Annotated in this window: 18 protein-coding genes; 9 read left to right on the forward strand and 9 right to left on the reverse strand. The window is 62.8% G+C overall.

Translation table 11 applies throughout. The features are described 5' to 3' along the window. Window positions 1-61 precede the first annotated feature (61 nt). Complete coding sequence (locus LMTR13_RS15215) at window positions 62-1,177, reverse strand: FecR domain-containing protein (protein WP_065728581.1); 1,116 nt, start codon at window positions 1,175-1,177, stop codon at window positions 62-64. Window positions 1,178-1,306: 129 nt separating this feature from the next. On the opposite strand from LMTR13_RS15215, the gene LMTR13_RS15220 reads away from it, so the two are divergent. Then, window positions 1,307-3,085: a ShlB/FhaC/HecB family hemolysin secretion/activation protein gene (locus tag LMTR13_RS15220; protein WP_083219060.1), complete on the forward strand. Its 1,779-nt coding sequence runs from the start codon at window positions 1,307-1,309 to the stop codon at window positions 3,083-3,085. Between the two features lie 2 nt (window positions 3,086-3,087). Here LMTR13_RS15220 and LMTR13_RS15225 read toward each other — a convergent pair whose 3' ends face one another. Further along, on the reverse strand, window positions 3,088-3,495 hold the full coding sequence (locus tag LMTR13_RS15225) for a hypothetical protein (protein ID WP_065728582.1): 408 nt from the start codon (window positions 3,493-3,495) through the stop codon (window positions 3,088-3,090). A gap of 226 nt (window positions 3,496-3,721) precedes the next feature. Between LMTR13_RS15225 and LMTR13_RS15230 the strand changes: the two genes are divergently transcribed. Both LMTR13_RS15230 and LMTR13_RS15235 read left to right on the forward strand, forming a co-directional pair. After that, complete coding sequence (locus tag LMTR13_RS15230; RefSeq protein ID WP_065728583.1) at window positions 3,722-5,167, forward strand: caspase family protein; 1,446 nt, start codon at window positions 3,722-3,724, stop codon at window positions 5,165-5,167. 55 nt (window positions 5,168-5,222) lie between these two features. Further along, window positions 5,223-7,259, forward strand: coding sequence for a pyrroloquinoline quinone-dependent dehydrogenase (locus LMTR13_RS15235; RefSeq protein ID WP_083219061.1), 2,037 nt, complete (start codon window positions 5,223-5,225; stop codon window positions 7,257-7,259). A gap of 784 nt (window positions 7,260-8,043) precedes the next feature. Here the strand turns inward: LMTR13_RS15235 and LMTR13_RS15240 are convergent. Then, the gene (locus LMTR13_RS15240) at window positions 8,044-8,505 is read right to left on the reverse strand and encodes a PaaI family thioesterase (RefSeq protein WP_065728584.1); all 462 of its coding nucleotides are present in this window, start codon (window positions 8,503-8,505) and stop codon (window positions 8,044-8,046) included. Window positions 8,506-8,738: 233 nt separating this feature from the next. Between LMTR13_RS15240 and LMTR13_RS15245 the strand changes: the two genes are divergently transcribed. From LMTR13_RS15245 to LMTR13_RS15255, 3 genes are all read left to right on the forward strand, one after another. Further along, window positions 8,739-9,011: a hypothetical protein gene (locus LMTR13_RS15245; RefSeq protein ID WP_065728585.1), complete on the forward strand. Its 273-nt coding sequence runs from the start codon at window positions 8,739-8,741 to the stop codon at window positions 9,009-9,011. Between the two features lie 80 nt (window positions 9,012-9,091). Continuing rightward, on the forward strand, window positions 9,092-9,322 hold the full coding sequence (locus LMTR13_RS15250; RefSeq protein ID WP_065728586.1) for a hypothetical protein: 231 nt from the start codon (window positions 9,092-9,094) through the stop codon (window positions 9,320-9,322). A 111-nt stretch (window positions 9,323-9,433) separates the two neighbouring features. Beyond that, window positions 9,434-9,772 carry a PilZ domain-containing protein gene (locus LMTR13_RS15255; RefSeq protein ID WP_065728587.1) on the forward strand — a complete coding sequence of 113 codons (339 nt, stop codon included), beginning with the start codon at window positions 9,434-9,436 and terminating at the stop codon, window positions 9,770-9,772. A gap of 1 nt (window position 9,773) precedes the next feature. Here the strand turns inward: LMTR13_RS15255 and LMTR13_RS15260 are convergent, their stop codons facing one another. From LMTR13_RS15260 to LMTR13_RS15275, 4 genes are all read right to left on the reverse strand, one after another. Next, window positions 9,774-10,079 (reverse strand): DUF6894 family protein, encoded by a 306-nt coding sequence (locus tag LMTR13_RS15260; protein ID WP_418219775.1) that lies wholly within the window; start codon window positions 10,077-10,079, stop codon window positions 9,774-9,776. 162 nt (window positions 10,080-10,241) lie between these two features. Further along, on the reverse strand, window positions 10,242-10,421 hold the full coding sequence (locus LMTR13_RS15265) for a hypothetical protein (RefSeq protein WP_028350016.1): 180 nt from the start codon (window positions 10,419-10,421) through the stop codon (window positions 10,242-10,244). 1,027 nt (window positions 10,422-11,448) lie between these two features. Beyond that, entirely contained in the window at window positions 11,449-11,628 is a 180-nt protein-coding gene (locus LMTR13_RS15270; RefSeq protein ID WP_065728589.1) for a hypothetical protein, read from the reverse strand. Between the two features lie 667 nt (window positions 11,629-12,295). After that, window positions 12,296-12,538: a hypothetical protein gene (locus tag LMTR13_RS15275; RefSeq protein WP_065728590.1), complete on the reverse strand. Its 243-nt coding sequence runs from the start codon at window positions 12,536-12,538 to the stop codon at window positions 12,296-12,298. A gap of 48 nt (window positions 12,539-12,586) precedes the next feature. On the opposite strand from LMTR13_RS15275, the gene LMTR13_RS40775 reads away from it, so the two are divergent. Then, a complete protein-coding gene (locus LMTR13_RS40775; protein WP_156795637.1) occupies window positions 12,587-12,742 on the forward strand; it encodes a hypothetical protein in 156 nt (51 codons plus the stop codon). An 8-nt stretch (window positions 12,743-12,750) separates the two neighbouring features. Here LMTR13_RS40775 and LMTR13_RS43680 read toward each other — a convergent pair whose 3' ends face one another. Further along, window positions 12,751-12,954 (reverse strand): DUF6894 family protein, encoded by a 204-nt coding sequence (locus LMTR13_RS43680; protein ID WP_065728591.1) that lies wholly within the window; start codon window positions 12,952-12,954, stop codon window positions 12,751-12,753. Between the two features lie 337 nt (window positions 12,955-13,291). Here LMTR13_RS43680 and recA point away from each other — a divergent pair, with 337 nt between their 5' ends. Together recA and LMTR13_RS15290 are read left to right on the forward strand one after the other, a co-directional pair. Further along, the gene (recA, locus tag LMTR13_RS15285; RefSeq protein ID WP_028350014.1) at window positions 13,292-14,383 is read left to right on the forward strand and encodes a recombinase RecA; all 1,092 of its coding nucleotides are present in this window, start codon (window positions 13,292-13,294) and stop codon (window positions 14,381-14,383) included. A gap of 117 nt (window positions 14,384-14,500) precedes the next feature. Further along, on the forward strand, window positions 14,501-15,481 hold the full coding sequence (locus tag LMTR13_RS15290) for a hypothetical protein (RefSeq protein ID WP_065728592.1): 981 nt from the start codon (window positions 14,501-14,503) through the stop codon (window positions 15,479-15,481). 83 nt (window positions 15,482-15,564) lie between these two features. Here the strand turns inward: LMTR13_RS15290 and gcvP are convergent, their stop codons facing one another. Beyond that, window positions 15,565-18,438, reverse strand: coding sequence for an aminomethyl-transferring glycine dehydrogenase (gene gcvP / locus LMTR13_RS15295; RefSeq protein WP_065728593.1), 2,874 nt, complete (start codon window positions 18,436-18,438; stop codon window positions 15,565-15,567). Window positions 18,439-18,443: the final 5 nt, after the last annotated feature.

The following is an 18,443-nucleotide window of genomic DNA, read 5'->3' on the forward strand; positions in this document are numbered from 1 at the left end:
CGTCACCGTTCTGGTGTTTCGGGTTTGAATGGTCGTTCGGTTCTTGCAGTCGATTCTTCGGCTAGCGGCCTCTTCCATGTCCGCTGTTGCCACGGCCACTGCCGTTGGCTCCATTGCCGCTCCCGTTGGCGGCATTTTCGCTGCCGCCATTGCCATTGCCGTTGCCATTACCACTGCTGCCATTGCCGCCGTTGCCGCTATTGGCATTACCCCCGGCGGCAGCCGCTACCGCGCTTGCATTTGCCCGACCGGCGGCACCGGCGGCGGCTCCGTTGCCATTATCTCCGTGACCATTGTTGGCGGCGGCCATGTCCGTGCCGAGAGGTGATGAATTCCAGGCCGTATTGGACTCGGAGGCGCCCCGTGCCGCGCCGACCGGAGCCGAGCCACCATGGGCGAGACCGTTAGTAACGCGATGGAAGTTCACCCGAACTTCGCCGATCGACGAGGAGATGCGAGTGACGCCATGTTTGGCGGGATGGGCGCTCGCATGCTTGTTCTGTCCGTTGGCCGCATGGCGCGGCGCGGAGAGACCGTTGCGCGGCACCGGCACGCGCTCGATGGAAGGTGCGCGCGGCTTGCCGTGCTCGATCGGCGCGAGGACGCCGGCTCCGCCCAGCGAGAGCCCGGTCTTGCCGCTGGCGAAGGCCGTCGCATGCTGCCCGGCCATCACTTGCGCGATCTGGCCTGACTTGAAGTCGGCGACTTCGACCTGACCGCGGATCACATCGACGGTGGTCTTGCCGGCGTTGACGGTGACGCGAAATTGCGTGCCCTTCACCACGGCGGCGAGGTAGGGCGTTTCGACCTCGAAATGCTTGACGTTGCGCTTTTCGACGTCGAGCAGGATCGAACCGGCCTGCTGCACGATCGTGGTCGATAGCCCTTCCTTCTTCTGGGCGGGGACGCCGACCACGGAATTCGGTGCGACCATGATCATTTCCTCGCCGCGCTTCAACAGGACGCGACCGGTGCGGCCGGTGCGAACCGTATCGCCCGGCTTCAACACGTCTTCCTGTTTGATCGATGCCTGCTGCACGCCGCTGCCGGTGAGCCAGACCTCGCCGGAGGATTTGCTGACCGTCCACTCGCCGCCATCGGCGGCGTTGGCGGCGGAAGCCGTCGCCAGGAAGAACATCGCCGCGAGTGTTCTCGAGACGTGAGGGATCGCACGCATGAAACTCTCTCTGATTGCCACTTTGTCCCGCAGGCTATGGGAAATGTTTCAAGATTGAGTGAGCGAAAGCCGTTCTCTGCGAGGCACCCATTAACCATTCGTTGACCATAATTTTCTATTAAAAATCAGATGGCTAGCGGTTCAGCTCACGATTCCGGTTCCTTGTCCGTACAATTACGGAAGTGGAGCTGTTCAGCTTTGTCCCGTGTGGTACTCGGGCTGTGGACTTCGCTCGCCTGCTTTCCGGCGCTCGCGCAGCAAGCGCATCAGCCCGGTTATGATCCGCGGCAGACCGAAAAGCGTTTCGAGGACCAGCAATCCAGCCAAGACGTGAACGGAAGGCCCCGATTGCCGTCGCCGCAATTCGCCGGACCGGAGGGGCAGGGAAACACCAAGCTGCTGTTCGTGCTTCGGCGCGTCTCGATCAGCGGCGCCGTTGCGATACCGCAGGACCGGCTGGTGACGGCCTATCAACCTTATATCGGGAAAAATGTGTCGCAGGCTGACCTGGCGGCGATGGCCAGCGCGGTCAGCGAAGTCTATCGCGCCGCCGGCTTTCACTTGAGCCGGGCAATCATCCCGCCACAGGATATCCAGAGTGGCAAGCTTCGCATTCAGGTCGTCGAAGGCAGCATCACGAAGCTGACACTGAGGGGGGACGGCGCCGACGAATTCGGCGTCCGGCCCATGCTCGAGCCCGTGCTGGCCGAACGGCCCTCGCGGCTTGCAACGCTGGAGCGGCAATTGCTGCTGATCAACGGCCGGCCGGGCGTGCGCATCGTTGATACTGCGATCGAGGAGATCGGCACGACAACCGGCCATTTCCGCCTGATCCTCTCCGTGAAAACCTGGCACGTCTTCACGTCGTTCGGTATCGACAATCTCGGATCCTCGTCGGTCGGACCGTGGCAAAGCTACGGAACGACGGCGTTCAACTCCTATCTCGCGCCCGGCGATTCGCTGATGTTCAACCTTTCGACCACGCCCGGCGATCCGAGGCAGCTCGCGTTCGGCCGTCTTTCCTACGAAGTGCCCGTCGGCACCGACGGCGCCCGCATCGGCGCGTCCGGCTATTACAGCGAAGTCTGGCCCGGCGATTACCGCCGTCTCTACAGCGACAACATCAAGACCCATTCGTTCGAAATTCGCGGCAGCGCAGTGCCGTTGCAATCTCAGAGGTCCAGCCTGACGCTGACCGCGGCGGCCGGATTCACCAACGCCACCGAAAACGACGTGTTCGGCCTGATCTATGCCGATGGCATCCGCACAGCGAGCCTCACGTCGGACTACCGCCTGCAGGACCATTTCGGCGGCATCAATTATCTGACGGTGAATTATCGCCAGGGCCTCGACATTCTCGACGCCTCGAACCGCGACGACGATTATCTGTCGCGCGTCGGCGCGTCCGGCACTTTCTCCGCGCTCAATTTCTGGTTCACGCGCTATCAGACGCTGACGGATGCATGGTCGGTGAAGCTCGCTGCCGCCGGCCAGGCGGCGTCCGGCCGGCTCTTCACCTCGCAGCAATTCTATCTCGGCGGCATTGCGTTCGGACGCGGCTATGGCAGTGCCGAGATCAGCGGCGACAACGGCCTCGCAGGCACCGTCGAGCTGCGCTTCAACCAGAAGACGAACCTGCAATATCTGAGCGGCTACCAGTTCTATGCCTTCGTCGACAGCGGCGTGGCCTGGAATGACGGCTATCGGCTCAGCGACGGTCTTTCGCTGACCTCGGCCGGCGGCGGCGTTCGCTTCTTCCTCACGGAAGGCCTGCAAGCCGACATCGGCGCCGCCGCGCCGCTCAGCTATCGCGCGCCTGATAATCCCACCCGTGGCGCGCGCGTGCTGTTCGCGCTGACCAGCGCGCTGAAGCTTTGCCCGGTCCGGGCGACGACGCGGTGTCTGTAGGGCTAGACCAGTTCGTAGCTCTCGGTCGCACAGGTATCCTCGCCTTCGACCTTTTGGCGATCGGCGATCGCGCCGTCGGAAATTTCGATCCGATAGGTCTGCGTGCCAAGCGGCTGGCCGGTCACCGAAACCACTTCGGCCTTGACGCAGGCGGTCCAGCCCGGGCCGCGGAGGTTGGGACGCGGCTCGGAAACGCGGACCTCGGTCGGTTGCGAGGCCGCCACGAACACCGAATCCAGTTTCTGCCTCAGCAGCAGTTTGACGTCGGGCGGCGTCCCCATCGCGGGCGGGTCGGGTGCCTTGGCGCGCATGAATTCGGGCACCGGCGCGCGGACGTCGGCAAAACCGCAACCCCCAAGCGCCAGCGCTGCGCCCGCTACCAGCGCTATGTGAACCACGATCCGCCGCATCGGAGGTTGTTCTACCGCGGAGACGTCGCTCCGGACAGGGGTAATGCGGTCCAGGCAACATAACGATTCCGAGACTGTGATTCAGATCACTGCGCGGGAGTCCGGGCCTGCGACAAGATCGCCGTTGAATGGGGCCGCCGTCACGCCTCACATGGCGCGGCCGGCTTGAACCTTTGGCTTCGAGGCCGTGACCAATCCGAAGCCTGCATTGCCGGGAGGTGGCATCATGTTCCGTCACGCGCTGCTCAAGCTGATGATTCCCGCGGCGGTTCTGCTGGGAGCCCATTCGGCCTCTGCCGAAAGTCGCCTCGCACTGGTGATCGGCCAATCCGCCTATCGCTCGGTGCCCGCGCTGCCCAATCCGGCCAATGACGCCAGGGCGGTCACGCAATTGCTGACCGATTCCGGCTTCGAGGTTTCGACCGCGGCCGATCTTTCGCAGAATCAAATGCGGGAGGCGGTCAGCGAATTCGCCGGCAAGGTGGCTGCGCGGGGCGCCGATACGGTCGCCCTGGTCTTCTACGCCGGCCATGGGCTGCAGATCGACGGCGAGAATTTTCTGGTTCCGGTCGACATCGATCCCAAGCGGGAAGCCGACATTCCGATCCAGGCGGTGCGCCTCAACGACATCCTGAACACCCTGACATCGGTGCCGAGCAGGATGCGCATCCTGATGCTCGACGCCTGCCGCAACAATCCGTTCCCCGATCTGAAAACAGCCGGCAGCGGCCTTGCGCTGGTTGATGCCAAGGTCGGCTCGCCCGGCACGTTCCTGTCGTTCTCGACCTCGCCCGGCGCAGTCGCGGAAGACGGCTCCGGCTCCAACAGCCCGTATACCACCGCGCTGCTCGCGGCCGGCAAGGAGCAGGGGATTCCGATCGAGGAGACCTTCAAGCGGGTGCGGCTTGCGGTGAACAAGGTCACCGAGGGGCGGCAGACTCCGTGGGACAGCTCTTCGCTGACCGAGGATTTCCGCTTTTCCGGCGCCTCGGTCGCAGGACCCAAGCCCGCCGCGCAGCCCAAGAAGACGGTTGCAGAATGGACGCGCGATCTGAAGGGCAAGCCGGTCGAGGCGGCGAACGAATTGATCGTGGCCGACGGCACCGACGAAGCCTATGGGGCTTTTGCCGGCCTTTACCCGCAGACCTCGCTCGGGCGGCTGGCGCGCGACTGGCTGGTCCGGCACCGGCGCATGGTAGCGTGGAATAACGCCGTGCTGATCAATACCGCGTCCGGGTATCGCTCGTTCCTGACGCGATTCCCCGACAGCGATCTGGCCGCGACCGCGCGCAAGCTCGAGGAGCGGCTGCGCAACCGTCCCGACTTCGCGCCGCCTGCTGTCGCCGCCGGTGCCCTGCCGCAAAACGTTGCGCTCGCCGCGCCGATGTGTCCCTGCAACGTGCAGCCGCCGCAGCAGCAGCCGATCAAGGTCAATGCCCCGGTCCGGCGTGTCGAGCCCGTTCCGCCGAAGCGGGTCGATCGCAAGCCGCCGCGGCGCGTGCGTGAGGTAGATGACGATGTCGTGGTCGTTCGCCGTCCGCCCCCGCGCGTGGTCTACGAGCAGCCGCCTCCGCCGCCCCCGGTTAGCATCGGCATCGGAATCGGCCTCGGCGGATTCGGTGGCGGCCGCGGTGGCAACTATGGTGACCATGGCCGCAGGGGTGGATACTGAGGTGGCAATAAGGTAATCGATCCCGCAAGCGTTGTGCTGCGCTTGCGGGGGTGGGATGCGACATCCGGTTCGTCTGTTCACGTTCTTCGTTGCCATCTTCTATGCAGGTAATCCGCTTCCGGCGTCCGCCTGGGAGCATTGGGGCGGCGATCGCGGCGGATCGCGGTTTTCGCCGCTCAAGCAGATCACCCCCGACAACGTCGGCAATCTCGTCCGCGCCTGGGAATTTCGCACCGGCGATCTCGATCGCCGGCCGGTCGAGGCGATGAAGCGGACCAAGTTTCAGGCCACCCCGCTGCTTGTCGAGGACAGCCTGATCTTCTGCTCGCCCTTCAACGAGGTCATCGCGCTCGACCCCGGCAGCGGCGCGCCGAAGTGGCGGTACGATCCCAAAATCTCGACCGCGCAACGCCCGGCCAACCGCTACACTTGCCGTGGCGTCGCCTATTGGGTCGACGAGCGCGCCGCCGAGACTGCCGCCTGTCGCGCACGGATATTCATGGGCACCAACGACGTGCGCGTGATCGCGCTCGATGCCAGGACCGGCGTTCCCTGCGCCGATTTCGGCAATAATGGCGAGGTCAAGTTCGCACTCGGTCCATTGGAGTGGCCCGGCGAATTCCAGATCACGTCGGCGCCCGTCATTGCCCGCGACACCATCATCGTCGGCTCTGCAATTGCGGATAATCGCCGCGTCGACGCGCCGCCGGGTACGGTGCGCGCTTTCGATGCGCGAACCGGGAGGCCGCGCTGGAGCTTCGATCCGCTGGTGCATGACGGCTTCATCGCCGGTCACGCCAATGTCTGGGCACCGATGTCCGTCGACGAGGTGCGCGGGCTGGTGTTCCTGCCGACGTCCTCGCCGAGTCCGGATTTCTGGGGCGGCAAGCGGCCCGGCAACAACGATCACGCCAATTCGGTTGTGGCGCTGCGCGCCGAGACCGGCGAGCGGGTCTGGTCGTTTCAGACCGTGCATCACGATGTCTGGGATTACGACCTGCCGGCGCAGCCGACTTTGGCGCGCATCGATACCGGCGAAGGCGAGCGCGACGTTGTGATCCAGCCTACCAAACAAGGCTTTGTGTTCGTGCTCGACCGCGACACCGGCAAGCCAATATGGCCGGTGGAGGAGCGCGCGGTGCCGCAAGGCGGCGCCGAAGGCGAGCAGCTCTCGCCGACACAGCCGTTCCCGACCCATGTCCCGGCGCTGCTGCAGCAACAAATCTCGGCCGACGACGTGTTCGGGCTGATTCCGTTCTGGGACAGCGGAGCCTGCCGCGCGAAGGTCGCATCGGCCCGCAATGAAGGCCTTTACACGCCGCCGTCCACGCAAGGCACCCTGGTGTTTCCGATGACCGGCGGCGGCGTGAACTGGGGCGGCGCTGCATTCGATCCGGTCAACCAGATCCTCTACGCCAATACGACGCGGGCGATTCACATTGTCAAACTGCTTCCACGTGCCGCTGTGGCCGATGGCTTCAACCCGCCGCCCGGTCACGATTTCGGACGGCAACAGGGCACGCCGTTTGCGATGACGCGCGCCGTCGCGCTGTCGCCGCTGGGGCTGTTGTGCAACAAGCCGCCCTGGGGCGAGATGGTCGCCGTCGATCTGAAGGCCGGGAAGATTCTCTGGCGATCCAGGGTCGGCACTACGGAAGATCGTGCGCCGCTCGGCATCGCTTTTGCCTTCGGCACGCCGCTCGTCAGCGGCGTCGCGATCACCGCCGGCGGTCTCGTCTTCACCGGCGCAATGGACGCCTATTTGCGTGCCTTCGATGCGCGATCGGGGCAGGAGCTGTGGCAGGGCCGGCTGCCGGTGCCGGGTGTTGCCAATCCCATGACGTACATGTGGAAGGACGAGCAATATGTCGCGATCGGTGCCGGCGGTCATTCCGAGTCCGGCACTACGATCGGCGAGAGCGTAGTGGCGTTCCGCCTGGCGCGGCCGGGCGAGGCACCCTCGCTGTGGTCGCGCACCATCGACCGCCCCGGCGGACGATTTATGAGCGGGGCGATTGCGGTCGGGTTCGTGGTGCTGCTGATGGGGATTTTGCTGTGGCGCTGGCGACGGAGCCGGGTGGGAAGGGTGTGAATGGGTGCAATCGATATCAATGATAGCCGTCGTCCCTGCGAACGCAGAACCCATAGCCACCGCTCTCGCTTGCCGACGGGATAGCGGCCCCAGCTTCGTGTCACAATCAACATTTGTGGTTATGGGGTCCCTGCGTTCGCAAGGACGACATGACATCGCGATCTCGCGACGCATGGCGCCCGAGGTTTGCCATCAACTTCCCGCCCTCTTGGCTAGAGGGCGCAGGGAAGACCGGATGCGCGCCGCACCCGCGGTCTCGTGTGCAATTGCGCATAGGAAGAACGCACACGAGCATACAGGTACAGCGGGAGCATCCCGGCCTTCCCTGCGCAATGGCCTTACGGCTTACTTCGTGCTCTTCCCGGAGAACGGCTCTTTTGCCTCCGTCGCCACGCGGAAAACCTCCACGCGACTTAACGCCAGCACCGCGGCGCCCGAACCACACGACTTCGCCGTACGCTTCCGGCGCCACCGTCCTTGCGCCTTCGTCCACCGCATCTCACCGCACGTTCGTGACGATCGCGAGCGCCCCTCAATGGGTGAGACGGGCGGAGTTATGCGGCTGATTTGGGTGAGAACGAAAGCGGAATATTTTTGATTCTCTTTGTTTCTCGGGCTTGACACTATTTCTGAAAATCAGAAGTGATTTGCCCGTCGTGCCAATTGGTCGCAGTCGCGCGTTGAATCTTCACTTGTGCGCGCGGCAAATCAGTCGGCCATCTCGTCGAACACGCGCCCGATGATAGATGGTGGGCGCAAGAGCGCCTTTGCCAACCTACAATTCCTACAGCATCGCGAATGCGCTCGAGACCATCGCCACCGGCTTGTTGTCGGTGGCGGAAAGCAGCGTGACGCGGCCAAAGCTCATGGTGCGCCCGAGGCGGACCACGCGCGCATCGGCGAGCACGTCGGAGGCAGAGACCGCGCGCATGAAATGCGTGGTCTGGTCGACCGTCGTCATTGCGCGGTAGCCGCGGTTGGCGGCGAGGTTGGCGATCACCATCGCGGTGTCGGCGAAGGCCATCAGCGCCTGGCCTGAGACCGTTCCGCCATTGCGGCACAGCCGCTCCGAGAAAGGCAGTCGCAGGATCGCGCCCGGCTGCCAGTCGGCGGCGTCACCGGGAGCGACAGAGTCAAAGCGCTCGATCGACAGGTTCAGATCCATCACCCATGGCGCGAATACCTCGCCGAGCACCTGCCTGGCGTCGGCGATGCCGAATTCCCCCGCTTGTGGCTGTTGTTGCATGAACGTCCGTTTCCTCGTCCGATCTCGTTGTCGGCGCATTGTAGTGGTCATTGCGGCGAAGGGAACAGCGGCGGAGGGTGTCAATACTCCGCGATCCGCAAACCGATTGGACGCAAGCGCCGAAATCCTGCAGGCGTCTCGAACCAAAGGCGAGGTCCGCGCGTGCTTGGCTTGGCGGTGACGCCAGTGGTATCTTTATCGGAAACGCTGAAAGCATCCCAAAGGAGAGCGTCATGAGAATGCTGAGCGCGGCCGCGGTGGTGGTGTTGTTGACGGTGCCGGCCCACGCGCAGACCCCCAATATCAACCTGATGCCGGAATTCCAGTCCAAATCGCCGGAGGAAAAAGAGCAGGATGCGATCAGGGAGAAAGCCTACAAGGACTCTTTAAGGAAGATTCCCGACGCCAAGGCCTCTTCCGATCCCTGGGGCACCGTGCGCAGCACCGAGGCGCCCAAGGCCGCGGCGCCCGCCAAGAAGAGCAAGACCGGCAGCAGCAGCCAGTAATCCCTGCAAAAACGGCGAGTAGGATTCGCTCCCCGCAACCGCTATATTCGACCTGTCGTCATCGTGTCTGGAGTTGCGACATGGTCTTTCGTCCGCGCGATCTCGCGAGCCGGATGGCCGGCCGGCGCAAGCCGGACGACGGCTATCTGCGCGAGACCTTTACGCTGCCGCGCGACAAGGCGAGGGCGAGGGCGCGCGACTTCCTCAACCGCTATCCCAAGGCGGCCTATATGAGCTCGGTCGAAAGCTGGCGCGAGCTGCCCAGTGGCGACATCGAATTCACCATGCGCCGCCTTGCCAGCGCCGATTAGGCGACGCGGTTCCACCTCGCGCCGAATTAACATCGACTCTCCAGTTTTGCCGAATTCCGATAACCCGGTATTCAGGTGTTCCGCCTAGTATTTCTACGTACAGGAGAGATCATGGCGAGAGACCGCAAAGACCTTGGTGCCCGCAAGTTCGTTCGGGTCGACTTGCGCAAGCCGGGATTCCTGATTCCGGCGCCCGATGCGCCATGGATCGAGTGCTACATCCTCGACATTTCCGAGAACGGCGCCTGTCTGGATGTGGGCGACCTCGCGGTTCCCAGGGTGTTCGGCCTTTCTCTCACCGCAGGCGGCGAGGTGCGGCGGATATGCACGCTGATCTGGCGCAGGGGCGAGCTGGTCGGCGTCCGATTCGTCTCAGCCCGGGAGCTGCGCAACGGGGTGGCACCGCCAGGTGAACCCGATACCGCTTCCCGGAAAGCCTACGCCGACTAAACTACCGTTCGTCTTGACCGGTTTCCTGCAGCGTCTCGGCAACCAGCCGAATCCGGAATACCGGCTTTTTGGATTCGTCCAGCAATTCCATCTGCCACTCGGCGTTTTCGGGCAGCTTGCGGGAAACATCCGCGATCATGTCACCGCAGACCCCGGTCATTTCCTTCCAGGCCGCGTTATGATCGGCAAATTCTGCACCGTCATTGCTGACGGATGCATCCTCGCCATGTCGAACGCTGAAGAAAAAGATCGGCATGGCAAGCTGACCAAATGCAAAAGGGGCCGCTTTTGGCCCCGAGATCCCCACCTGCCGAGAGTGGATTCCTCACGTATTGAAAGATCAACCCCGGGTTTTTACGGGCCAAAGCACGTTGCGGTGCATATAGGCCGGATTATCGCTCAGCCCTAAGCTGATGTAGTTGCTGAGAACTTCCGCCATAAAGGTCCGCGGAAGAAGCCGGCGAGCGGGTCATTCCCGTTCGGCTTTTTTCAGCTCCCGGTCAATCCGAAGCTGGACTCGCCGGATGGCAAGCAGATTGAGCCTGGCTTCGGTCTTGCCCGTGACGACCTTGTCGCCGATGCGGAATTGCCATTTCCAGATGCCCGGAGCGACCGCCGTCACTGTGTATTCAACGCCCTTGTGGATCATATAATAATCCCGCTGCGGCTCCCGAGCGCTTCAAATCCCTACCTTTTACTTAAAATTGCTATTGTTAATCAATGCAACTATATGAGAGTCGATCGGACAACCGCTGAAGTGGAGTGCCCGCCGACTCCATTACGCCTTTGCGATTCATGGAAACTTCCCGCATTCTGGTGCATAAACGGAGGCGGAACCGCAAAGTTCCGTGGTTCCGGCTGCTGATGCTGCTGATAATGGCTTTGCCGCGACTGGCACGGACGAAATCCGCTCCCGGCCAATGGGAATTTCAACCCTGTGCGCGTGGCCGAATTCCCTTGTCGACCCCCATTCGCGCCCGCGTGCAAAAAGCGCTGCGCCGCGCAAGCGGAGTATGGTCGCTTGGCGGCGCAGGCCTATTCCCCGAGTGATGCAATATCCCAGGCAAGAATTTGGTCGCGGCGACGTGAAAAAGGTTCAACGCGCCCGAGACGGATTTGCCGGGCGATTTGCACGTTGAAACGGGGGCTGGCAGGGGACGTATCTGTTCAAGAGGACGGGGGTGGTCCTCCAGATTTTCCCCGTCGTCGGTGACCTCGCTGCATAGGCCCATGCGGCGGGTTCGTTTGGCTGGGCGTCGCCGAGCGCACACTTGGCGGGCCTGCGAGGCGCGACAGCCTTCGGAATACCGGCGCGCCGGCTATTCATGTCGCGATGGATAAGGCTGCCGTGGCGGAATGTGGGGTCTCGACGGCGCGTCCGGCCGGACGGGCTGCGGCACCCTTGACGGTTCCGGCGCACGCCCGAGGTTCAACAACCAAGTGAGGAGATGAGCGCTATACCGTTGACGCAGCGGCAGGATGGGTTCGCAGGCAAGGGCGGTCACTGGGGCGGTCATTCGTATCTGCATGCCGCCAAGCATAGCGTGCAGCGCCTTGACGGACGGTTCAGATGGAACTGCAAGCACGGCTAAAATTGTAAGCGACGTCACCCGCGTCCGACTTGCCGATCGACCGATAACGATGAGGCCGCCTGTTCGGCGGCCTCATCGCGAGAGCTAGTCTTTCGGCTGCTCTACATCAGGCGCCCGGGGGCTGGCGTCCGGCGCCTCTTCGCTCCTGGCCTGAAGGTCGGCGGCCTTGTCGAGAAAGCCCGCGGCGACGTCCGGATCCGTGGTGGCCATTGCGAACTTGAGAAAGGTTGCTGCCTGTTCTGTGAGATACTTCTTCCCCGTCACAATCTAGTTCCCCGTCACTACCCGTTACTTGCCCGTCGCACGCGCTGCTATTACGCACTGCGGCGAAATCCGTTCCGGGAAAAGTACAAAAGTATACTTAAGTCGGATCGTGGTTCGGCCTTGTCTTGGCGATGTCCCGAAGGCTGCCAGCCCGCAAGCCAAGGCGGGAGTGTCAGTCCTCGCCCAAAAGCTTTCCGGTTTCCTTATGGATAAAGTGAAGCCGGGTGCAGGCGAGACAGACGACGGACACATACGAATTGGGCTCGTCCTCCGGCGTGATCGCCGGAAGCCAATGCTGCACCTTCGTGCCCAGCCGTGGGCATGTGAAAAGGATATGTCGGCCCGTCATGGGCCAGAGATATGCAGAGGCTGGCTGTCCGGTCACCTCCGTATGTTTGCGTAGTTGGGAGCGGGTCGGCAAGGCGAGGAGCGCCTCGTCAGGACGAACCTGGCAAGATCAGACAAGCCCCCGAAGTTCCGGTAGCGGAACACCGTGATGTTACGGACTCCAAAAGTGCCTATGGATGACTCTATGCTCGATATTGCCGGGGCTGCTTTTCATCCCGAACCAATTTGTACCGGCTGAGGGTCGCCGAAAGGCGGCCCTTTCAATTTGCGGGTGGGGTCTCCTGGGGAAGAGGCCGCCAACAGAGGCGGCCTCTTGAGGCTAACGGTAACCTTTACATTTGGTCTCTTCTTTGTACTCGCCGTTGCGCTCCCACTTGCGTTCGATCTTGCAGGGCCCTCTGTAAAATTCCTGCTTGTACTCGCGTGCCTCGTTGTAGCTGCGGCCATAGTAGCCGCCGCGATCATAGCCCCAGCGGCCCTTGCCGCTTTCGTCTTTCCACGGGTCGGCCAATGCCGGACTGGCGAGCATCGTTCCGCCGACAACCACTAAGGCCCATTTCATCGCCGTTCCTCCTCCGGGCGTCCGGCAATGTAACCAGGCGGGGATAAATTGGTTCGTACAAAAGGGGCCACCTTCGAATCCGCACACTTATTTGAAGCTGATCGCAGTGGTGAGGTGGACGAAACTATGCTGGAAGCGCTGGAAGATTATGTGAAGCGCCAAAAGAAGCGATTGGAGAGGGGTACGAAAGAGGCCGCCAACTGATGCGGCCTCTACACACCTATGCAACAAACATCATCCGCACCCTTTCGGGTGAGCACCACGCAGGTATTGCCTCTTAGGTTCGGCCGAGCGGCAGCCAACTCCGCCGCCAGTCGCTTAGCAGCCTGGAAAGCCTCCGTGTCGTTTTCAAATGCGAGGCCGCCTGAGTCGTGGGCGTTCTGTGCGCCATGGAGGTCGAAATAGTATCGCCCCATGTCACTCTCCCGAGTTAGACTACAACCATGCAGTGCATTTACGGGCCAACATACAACCGTGTTCCGGCCAGAACAGCGAAAGAACGCGGTTTTGGTTATCCAGTAGTTATACGGGGAAGTAGCGTATGTCGTGCATCAGACACAAAGAACAAAGCCGGCCACTACTAAATTCAGCTTAGGCCACTGGGGGTTAAAACAGGACCTTACCCACGCGAAAAGAACATATTGCGAACATAGAACAAAGGTGGTACAAGGGTTTCTAGACGAAATCGAATCCTAAAAGCCGCTCACCGCCGTTTGTCCCGCTCGCGAATCCCCGCCATAAGGAGCACGTATTATGTCCGCTACTGCCCTGCGTATCGTTGAAGGATCCTCCATGGATAAGACCAAGGCCCTGTCTGCCGCGCTCTCCCAGATCGAGCGCCAGTTCGGCAAGGGCTCGGTGATGAAGCTGGGCAAGAACGACCGCTCGATGGATGTCGAGACGGTGTCCTCGGGCTCGCTTGGCCTCGACATTGCGCTCGGCGTCGGCGGGCTGCCGAAGGGGCGAGTGGTCGAAATCTACGGGCCGGAATCGTCGGGCAAGACCACGCTGGCGCTGCACACGGTGGCGGAAGGGCAGAAGAAGGGCGGCATCTGTGCCTTCATCGACGCCGAACACGCGCTTGACCCGGTCTATGCCCGCAAGCTCGGCGTCAACATCGACGAACTCCTGATCTCGCAGCCCGACACCGGTGAGCAGGCGCTGGAAATCTGCGACACGCTGGTGCGCTCCGGCGCGATCGACGTGCTGGTGGTCGATTCGGTGGCGGCCTTGGTGCCGAAGGCCGAACTCGAGGGCGAGATGGGCGATGCGCTGCCCGGTCTGCAGGCGCGGCTGATGAGCCAGGCGCTGCGCAAGCTCACCGCCTCGATCAACAAGTCCAACACCATGGTAATCTTCATCAACCAGATCCGCATGAAGATCGGCGTGATGTACGGCTCGCCGGAAACGACGACCGGCGGCAACGCGCTGAAATTTTACGCCTCCGTCCGCCTCGACATCCGCCGCATCGGCGCGATCAAGGAGCGCGACGAAGTCGTCGGCAACACCACCCGCGTCAAGGTGGTGAAGAACAAGCTGGCACCGCCCTTCAAGCAGGTCGAGTTCGACATCATGTATGGCGAGGGCGTCTCCAAGATGGGCGAGATCCTCGACCTCGGCGTCAAGGCCGGAATCGTCGAAAAATCCGGCGCCTGGTTCTCCTATGACAGCCAGCGGCTGGGTCAGGGCCGCGAGAACGCCAAAGCATTCCTCAAGGCTAACCCCGACATGGTCGCCAAGATCGAGATGGCGATCCGCCAGAACTCCGGCCTGATCGCCGAGCAGATTTTGGCTGGTCCCGCCGAGCGCGACGCTGACGGCGAAGAGCCGGCGGACGACGAATAAGTTTTAAGAAACGCTTCAGGGGTTAAGGCCTGAAACGTGACGGACGGGTGCTGCGGACGTTGAGTTGCCGACGTCCTCAGTGCCCGTTTTGTTTTGTATGTATTGTCGGAGAGAGCAATGAAGCCTCTGATTCTGACCGGTTGGCCGATGCCGGACTTTGACTTCGCTGATCTCGCACTGGATTTAGCATTTTTCGACTTCATCTGGGGACAGCAGCCCTCGCCGGATGAACTCGCAGCCCACCTCGGTCCCCGCACTGCAAGCCACAGCCACGACAGAGCCACACACTGGTCGGACTGGGGCGGTAGCCAGTGGAAACACAGCAAAAGCAGGAAGCACCGGGATCTCAGCCTGGCCGAATTCTGCCAGCACTATGAAACCGTCGAACTATGGTTTGACGTGCGGCCGAAAGCGCAGATGAAACTGATCTGGCTGCTCGATTATTTCCGCTCTTATCCGCAAACCGTTGGCAGGTTGAAGCTGCGTCTTGTCGATCTGGACATGAGAGCGCTTGACAAATTTGGCCGGTGGGATCCGCCGGCCGTTGACGTCACGGAAAAGGAATTGGCGACGGCGAGCACGGCCTGGCAGGCTTGGCGATCGCCCACACCGGAAGCTTGCTTCGATCTGCTCGGCAAGGATTTGAGCGCTCTTCCGCTTCTCAGACCCGTCCTGATTGATCTGCTCGAAGAACTGCCGTCAAGTTCGACAGGGCTTGGCGCCTCGGAAATGCGGATGCTCGAGCTGATCGCGCGGGGATACTCGCTGACGAATGCGCTCTTCCATCTCTACCAACTGCGGCAAACGCGCATTTTCAGCGAGTGGGAATACGGATATTTGCTGGATGGGCTTGCGCATGGCCCGCGACCGGCCGTGGCAGGTCTCGACGAAGAACTGCGCACGCTCGACCGTGAAAATTTGCGGGACCGCCACGCGGCTTACCTGCGCAGCCGGCTATCGCTCACCGAGTTCGGCAGGGCTGTTGTCGCCCATGGGGAAGACTTCAGCCGACACAATCCGATCGATCGCTGGTGGGGTGGCACGCACCTGACCAACGATAATTTGTGGCGTTGGAATCAGATCCTGCTCGCGCCGTAGCGGCGCATCCGTGAACGGTAGGATGGGTAGAGCCACCGGGTCCGGCCTTTGGCCGGCCCGATGACTCCACCCATCCTACGAAGCTACTCCGCGGCTTGCGCGTAGTCCGCCACCGGCGGGCACGAGCACACCAGATTGCGGTCGCCATAGACATTGTCGACCCGTCCCACCGGGCTCCAATATTTGTCCGTGCGCGAGACGCCATCGGGGAAACAACCGGTGGCGCGGCTATAGGGGCGGCTCCATGCATCATCGACAATGTCGTGCACGGTGTGCGGGGCGTGGCGCAAGGGCGAGGCTTCGACCTTCCAGCGGCCGATCTCGATCTCCGTGATCTCGCTCCGGATCGCGATCATGGCGTCGCAGAACCGATCGAGCTCCGCCTTCGATTCCGATTCGGTCGGCTCGATCATCAGCGTGCCCGGCACCGGAAAACTCATGGTCGGGGCGTGGAAGCCGTAGTCGATCAGCCGTTTTGCAATGTCATCGACGGTGACGCCGCTGGTCGTCTTCAGCGGGCGGGGATCGACGATGCATTCATGCGCGACGCGGCCCTTGGCATTCCTGTACAACACCGGGAAATGCGGATCGAGCCGGCTGCCGATGTAGTTGGCATTGAGGATCGCCATTTCAGTGGCGCGCGTCAGGCCTTCGCCACCCATCATCAGGATGTAGATGTAGGAAATGGTCAGGATCGACGCCGAGCCTGATGGAGCCGCCGACACCGGGCCGATGGCATGCGGCACGGCGCCGTCGGTTGCGGGATGGCCGGGCAGGTAGGGGGCGAGATGCGCCTTGACGCCGATCGGGCCCATGCCCGGGCCGCCGCCGCCGTGCGGGATGCAGAAGGTCTTGTGCAAATTGAGATGCGAGACGTCCGCGCCGTAATCGCCGGGGCGTGAGAGACCGACCTGCGCGTTCATGTTGGCGCCGTCGAGATAGACCTGGCCGCCATGGCTGTGCACGATGTCGCAGATCTCCGTGATGTGTTCCTCGAACACGCCATGGGTCGAGGGATAGGTGATCATGACGGCGGCGAGACTTTTCGAATGCTTCTCCGCCTTGGCGCGGAGGTCGTCGACATCGACGTCGCCGCGCGCGTCGCAGGCGGTCACCACCACTTCCATGCCGGCCATGTGGGCCGAGGCCGGATTGGTGCCGTGTGCGGAGGAGGGGATCAGGCACACCTTGCGATGCGGCTCGCCGCGCGCGGCGTGATAGGCGCGGATCGCCAGCAGCCCGGCATATTCGCCCTGCGCGCCGGAATTCGGCTGCAGCGAGATCGCGTCATAGCCGGTGATGTCGCACAGCCATTTTTCAAGGCGCGCAAACAGCGCGTGATAGCCGGCGGCTTGTTCGCGCGGGGCGAACGGATGGAGCGAGCCGAATTCGGGCCAGGTCAGCGGGATCATCTCCGTGGTCGCGTTCAGCTTCATGGTGCAGGAGCCGAGCGGGATCATGGCGCGGTCGAGCGCGAGGTCGCGATCGCTGAGCTTGCGCATGTAGCGCAGCAGCTCGGTCTCGGAACGGTGCGTGTGGAACACGGGATGAATGAGGAAGGCGCTGTCGCGCTTCAGCGTGACAGGCAACGTCTCGCGCGCGTTCAACTCGACGTCCGCATAGGACAGCTTATCGCCGAAGGCGCGCCACACCGCCTCGACGATCGCAGGCGTCGTGGTCTCGTCGACGGCGATGCCGAGCGTGCCATCACCGATCCGCAGATTGATCTTCTCGGCGAGCGCGCGTGCAACGATTTCGCTCTGCTTCGCGCCCGCGGCTACCGTGATCGTATCGAAGAACGCTTGCGACGTCGGCGCATAGCCGAGTTTTGTCAGTCCCGCCGCCAGCACCGCTGCGCGCCGGTGGATGGTGCGCGCGATATGCGTCAGCCCCTCCGGCCCGTGATAGACCGCGTACATCGAGGCGATCACCGCCAGCAGCACCTGCGCGGTGCAGATGTTGGAGGTGGCCTTCTCGCGGCGGATATGCTGCTCGCGGGTCTGCAGCGCCAGCCGATAGGCCGGCTGCCCCCGCGAATCCACCGACAGGCCGACGATGCGGCCGGGCAGCGAGCGCTTTAGCGCGTCACGCACCGACATGTAGGCCGCATGCGGGCCGCCATAACCCATCGGCACGCCAAAACGCTGCGCCGAGCCGATGGCGATGTCGGCGCCAAGCTCACCGGGGGAAGCGATCAGCGTCAGCGCCAGCAGATCGGCGGCAACCACTGCAAGCGCGCCCTTGGCACGCAGCGCCGAGATCGCCGGCCGCAGGTCGCGCACCGCGCCCGTCGTTCCCGGATACTGCAGCAGGCCGCCGAACACATCCGCGCCTTCGAGATCGGCAAGGGGATCGCCGACGACGAGATTCCAGCCCAGCGGCTCGGCGCGGGTGCGCAGCACCGCGAGCGTCTGCGGATGCACCTCCGCATCGACGAAGAACGATTTTGTCTTCACCTGCGAGGCGCGCTCGGCCAGCGCCATCGCTTCCGCTGCGGCGGTGCCTTCATCGAGCAGCGAGGCATTGGCGACGTCGAGCCCGGTGAGGTCGCAGATCATGGTCTGGAAGTTGAACAGCGCCTCCAGCCGGCCCTGGCTGATCTCCGGCTGATACGGCGTATAGGCCGTGTACCAGGCCGGGTTCTCCAGAATGTTGCGCTGGATCACCGCGGGCAGGATCGTGCCGGAATAGCCTTGGCCGATCAGCGAGGTGAACACCTGGTTCTGCGCGGCGAGCTCGCGCATATGCGAAAGCGCTTCGGTCTCGCTCAACGCTGGACCCAGATCGAGCGGCGCCTTCTGCCGGATCGAGGACGGTAGCGTCTGGCTCATCAGCTCGGCGAGGCTGTTCGCGCCGACGCTCTCCAGCATCGCACTGACGTCGCGGGTCGAGGGGCCGATGTGTCGGCGCACGAAATCGGTGGCGGCTTCGGCGGTGGTTTTGAGCGGCGCGTTCATGGGTC

This window comes from Bradyrhizobium icense, assembly GCF_001693385.1.
GTDB lineage: Bacteria > Pseudomonadota > Alphaproteobacteria > Rhizobiales > Xanthobacteraceae > Bradyrhizobium > Bradyrhizobium icense.

Coding starts and splice junctions, on each gene's coding strand:
- LMTR13_RS15215 (WP_065728581.1), bottom strand. CDS start 1,177: ATGCGTGCGATCCCTCACGTCTCGAGAACACTCGCGGCGATGTTCTTC.
- LMTR13_RS15220 (WP_083219060.1), top strand. CDS start 1,307: ATGGCTAGCGGTTCAGCTCACGATTCCGGTTCCTTGTCCGTACAATTA.
- LMTR13_RS15225 (WP_065728582.1), bottom strand. CDS start 3,495: ATGCGGCGGATCGTGGTTCACATAGCGCTGGTAGCGGGCGCAGCGCTG.
- LMTR13_RS15230 (WP_065728583.1), top strand. CDS start 3,722: ATGTTCCGTCACGCGCTGCTCAAGCTGATGATTCCCGCGGCGGTTCTG.
- LMTR13_RS15235 (WP_083219061.1), top strand. CDS start 5,223: ATGCGACATCCGGTTCGTCTGTTCACGTTCTTCGTTGCCATCTTCTAT.
- LMTR13_RS15240 (WP_065728584.1), bottom strand. CDS start 8,505: ATGCAACAACAGCCACAAGCGGGGGAATTCGGCATCGCCGACGCCAGG.
- LMTR13_RS15245 (WP_065728585.1), top strand. CDS start 8,739: ATGAGAATGCTGAGCGCGGCCGCGGTGGTGGTGTTGTTGACGGTGCCG.
- LMTR13_RS15250 (WP_065728586.1), top strand. CDS start 9,092: ATGGTCTTTCGTCCGCGCGATCTCGCGAGCCGGATGGCCGGCCGGCGC.
- LMTR13_RS15255 (WP_065728587.1), top strand. CDS start 9,434: ATGGCGAGAGACCGCAAAGACCTTGGTGCCCGCAAGTTCGTTCGGGTC.
- LMTR13_RS15265 (WP_028350016.1), bottom strand. CDS start 10,421: ATGATCCACAAGGGCGTTGAATACACAGTGACGGCGGTCGCTCCGGGC.
- LMTR13_RS15275 (WP_065728590.1), bottom strand. CDS start 12,538: ATGAAATGGGCCTTAGTGGTTGTCGGCGGAACGATGCTCGCCAGTCCG.
- LMTR13_RS43680 (WP_065728591.1), bottom strand. CDS start 12,954: ATGGGGCGATACTATTTCGACCTCCATGGCGCACAGAACGCCCACGAC.
- recA (WP_028350014.1), top strand. CDS start 13,292: ATGTCCGCTACTGCCCTGCGTATCGTTGAAGGATCCTCCATGGATAAG.
- LMTR13_RS15290 (WP_065728592.1), top strand. CDS start 14,501: ATGAAGCCTCTGATTCTGACCGGTTGGCCGATGCCGGACTTTGACTTC.
- gcvP (WP_065728593.1), bottom strand. CDS start 18,438: ATGAACGCGCCGCTCAAAACCACCGCCGAAGCCGCCACCGATTTCGTG.